The organism is Lysinibacillus zambalensis (assembly GCF_040183165.1).
Classification (GTDB): Bacteria; Bacillota; Bacilli; order Bacillales_A; family Planococcaceae; genus Lysinibacillus; species Lysinibacillus zambalensis.
In genome coordinates this window covers 1-1506 of sequence record NZ_JBEGDG010000059.1, presented here as the reverse complement: position 1 = coordinate 1506, position 1506 = coordinate 1, and the positions used below count along the sequence as shown (strand labels likewise).

2 protein-coding genes are annotated in these 1506 nt (G+C 36.3%); both read left to right on the top strand.

Annotated features, from left to right (window positions below; genetic code table 11):
- Positions 1-207: 207 nt before the first annotated feature.
- Positions 208-681, top strand: a complete 474-nt coding sequence (gene tnpA, locus ABNX05_RS26005) for an IS200/IS605 family transposase (RefSeq protein WP_349662335.1) — start codon at positions 208-210, stop codon at positions 679-681.
- Positions 682-852: 171 nt separating this feature from the next.
- On the top strand, positions 853-1506 hold a 654-nt coding region (locus tag ABNX05_RS26000), incomplete at its 3' end, for a transposase (protein ID WP_349662334.1).

Here is a 1506-nt window from a genome sequence, read left to right as displayed (position 1 = left end):
GAGGGCACTGAAAAACTTCATCTGGTTCCACTTAGCGAGGTATTCGACGATTCAATCGTCGAATACCTCGCCTTTTTGTATTCTTTGAAAACCCCCTGCTGTGCAGGGGGTTCCGGAAAGCTTTTAGCTATGGACAATAAAAAAACTCCAAACGTACAATCAAGTCAGGTCTGGTCAACCGACTTCGTACGAAAGGAGCCTTTAAAAATGGATAATAAAAGTTTAGCACATACAACATGGAATTGTAAGTATCACATTGTGTTTGCCCCAAAGTATAGAAGACAAATTATTTATGGTCAAATTAAAGCAGATGTAGGAAGAATATTACGCCAATTATGTGAAAGAAAAGGTGTAGAAATCATAGAGGCAACAGCGTGTCCAGATCATATTCATATGTTGGTAAGCATTCCACCAAAACTAAGTGTATCTGCGTTTATGGGCTACTTAAAAGGGAAGAGTAGTTTAATGATTTTTGATCGACACGCTAATCTAAAGTATAAATATGGTAACCGTCAATTCTGGTGTCGAGGATACTATGTGGATACAGTGGGACGGAATAAGAAAAAGATTCAGGAGTATATAAAAAATCAATTACAGGAAGATATCTTGCAAGATCAAATGACGATAAAAGAATTCATTGACCCATTCACAGGAGAAGAAATCAAGAGAAAGAAAAAATAAGTAAGCCGCTTTAGCGGTTTGTGTGGAAACGGAGTGCGGTTGGCAGACCTTTCAGAATGTCTTTAGACATGGGCCAGTCCCCCAGCGTTTCACGCGCAGAGCAAACCACCAGTTATACTGGTGGTTCTGATTAATTTATAATTGAGAGACTAAATGCAGGTGGTGTTCCCAATGATTTCAAACCAAGAGACTTTCAACTTAAGTCCATATATGGCCATTTACGATATTGTCGTGCCAAAAGATAATATGCTTCGTCAAATTAACGAACTAGTGGATTTCTCATTCATTTTAGAAGAATTGAAAACAAAATATTGTTTAGACAATGGAAGAAATGCGATTCCTCCGATTCGAATGTTTAAGTACTTATTGTTAAAAGCCATTTTTAATGTATCTGATGTAGACCTTGTCGAACGTTCAAAATATGACATGTCTTTCAAGTATTTTTTAGGTATGGCGCCAGAAGATGACGTGATTGATTCAAGTTCACTCACAAAATTCCGAAGACTTCGTCTTCAAGACGTAAGTTTATTAGATATGCTCATTGGAAAAACAGTTGAAATCGCACTCGAAAAGAACATTATCAAAAGTAAAACAATCATTGTGGACGCAACACATACCAAAGCACGTTATAACCAAAAATCACCGAAAGAATTTTTACAAGAAAAATCAAAACATACCCGCAAAGCAGTGTATCAATTTGATAAATCCATGAAAGAAAAATTTCCAAAGAAGAATACTTCTAACGAAGTAAAAGATGAATTAACTTACTGTGAAAGATTGATTGCCATTATTGAAAATAAACCACAAATCGCTCATCTACCAGCT